Origin of the sequence: Psychrobacter sp., from assembly GCF_035469765.1 — a bacterium.
Lineage (GTDB): Bacteria > Pseudomonadota > Gammaproteobacteria > Pseudomonadales > Moraxellaceae > Psychrobacter.
In genome coordinates this window covers 1-1,811 of the sequence record NZ_DATIRM010000050.1, presented here as the reverse complement: position 1 = coordinate 1,811, position 1,811 = coordinate 1, and the positions used below count along the sequence as shown (strand labels likewise).

The 1,811-nt window shown below is 41.4% G+C and carries 2 protein-coding genes; one reads left to right on the top strand and one right to left on the bottom strand.

Annotated elements, in window-relative coordinates:
• Positions 1 to 494, top strand: a 494-nt coding sequence (locus VLN09_RS01235; protein WP_325243321.1) for a DUF938 domain-containing protein, incomplete at its 5' end; no start/stop codon positions are given.
• Positions 495 to 598: 104 nt separating this feature from the next.
• Here the strand turns inward: VLN09_RS01235 and VLN09_RS01230 are convergent.
• A complete protein-coding gene (locus VLN09_RS01230) occupies positions 599 to 1,408 on the bottom strand; it encodes a dienelactone hydrolase family protein (RefSeq protein ID WP_325243319.1) in 810 nt (269 codons plus the stop codon).
• Between the last annotated feature and the right edge of the window lie 403 nt (positions 1,409 to 1,811).

Genomic DNA, 1,811 nt, shown 5'->3' with positions numbered 1-1,811 from the left:
AGCATAGCGTATATTTTGCACCGAGATTAGCCCATTTAATCTGGCAGACGAGTGATGTGTTAGCGCATCAAACCACTATCAATGCTTGGCATGCTGCTCATCCTGCGCCTAATCTATATGCGCCGCTAACTTTTGATTTGTCAGTCGATCCATTACCGATTAGTCTTGCTAGCAATCAGCCCTATGATGCGGTATTTACCGCCAACACCCTGCATATTATCTCATGGTCTTTGGTGGAAAAATTGTTTGAGTTAGTAGGTGATGCTTTACCTATCAATGGAAAATTAATCGTTTATGGACCTTTTAATGAAAACGGGCATTATACCAGTGCCGGTAATCAGCAATTTGATATTAGTCTACGACAACGCGACCCAAAGAGCGGTATTCGTCATTTGGAAGACATAATAGTTTTGGCAAGCAGACATCATTTAAAACTATCTGATAAATATACTATGCCTGCTAATAACCAGCTATTGGTATTCCAAAAGCAATAGATCGGCGAAGATTTGAAAAAAAGACCTCGCAATCGATCGTTATAAGATCTTGATTGAGAGGTCTTTTTATTTACAGCTGTTTATATTGTTTGCGTACAGTCAAATTATTTATAGGCTTCTGCTAAAAAATCTAAATAACGTTTCCAAGAACGTTCATCAGCGCGAGCATCATATCTATCGCTGCCGAACACGCTAAAGGCATGAGGTGCACCACTGTAAGTGACCATTTCATGCGGCACTTTTGCCGCTTCTAACGTCTTACCCAAAGTGGCAAAGCTTTCAAGGGAGACGGATTCATCCGCAGACCCATGAAATACCAATATCTCGCCAGTCGTCTTATTATAGCTTTGACCGGTTGGGGTATCAAAGGCACCATGGAAGGGGACAAATGCTTTTTGCGGGAATCCTGAGCGTGCTAGCTCTAAAGCAACTGTACCGCCAAAACAATAGCCCATTGTCACGCCTGTACGAGCATCATTGCCTTGCGCTTGACCGGCGTTCAATGCGCCTTGTAGTAAGCGGCGCATTTTGCTGCGATCGTCATATAGTGCGCCGGTTAAGCGTTTATTATCTTCAATATTCGTTGGGCGGATGCCTTTCCCAAACATGTCAGCAGCCAGTACGTTATAGCCCTCATTTGCCAACATATCAGCGCGTTTGCGCTCGTAGTCTGTTAGCCCATCCCAATCATGAATCAGTAAGATAAACGGCGCGTTTGGCTTATCTGCTTTGGCGTAATATCCCTCATAGGGTTGGTTATCTACCGTATAAGTGACGTTTTTAGTCGTAATCGCTGCCGCCGTTTGGCTCAGTAGTAATGCCGCTAAGCCTAAAGAGGCGCTGGCACTGTACAGTAACTTTTTGCCGTAGCGCTTAGATGATTTAGTATAAATGGATGTCAATGTAAATGTCATAGGTAGCCTCATTATGTCAGTGAAAAATAGTGTATTTTAAAACCTATCTACCCTTTCAACCCTAATAAGCAGACACCTATTACAGAATAGCGTAAAGAATAACTACATGACAACCCTATATTGTTAAAAATAATAGGCATTAGAATCGTTTTTAAGTTTAACTACTGCCTGTTTTGCTTAACCAAATATCAACACGCTTAACCATATAGCTGACATACCTGTCTACGATTTTTGGGTAAGATAATTGCTGAACTCATTATTAATTGAGTCAATTTCATCCTCAACCGTGCCACCACGCAGAAAATAAATAGACATTTGACGTCGCAATTATTCCTAAGGATATAAAAACTGTGTTGGCACTTATTGAATGGTCTATTAGTAGCCCATTTTTACTCATCAGCTA

Bases quoted from the DNA above. Each gene is read 5' to 3' on its own strand.
- VLN09_RS01230 (WP_325243319.1), bottom strand. From the start codon at position 1,408: ATGACATTTACATTGACATCCATTTATACTAAATCATCTAAGCGCTAC.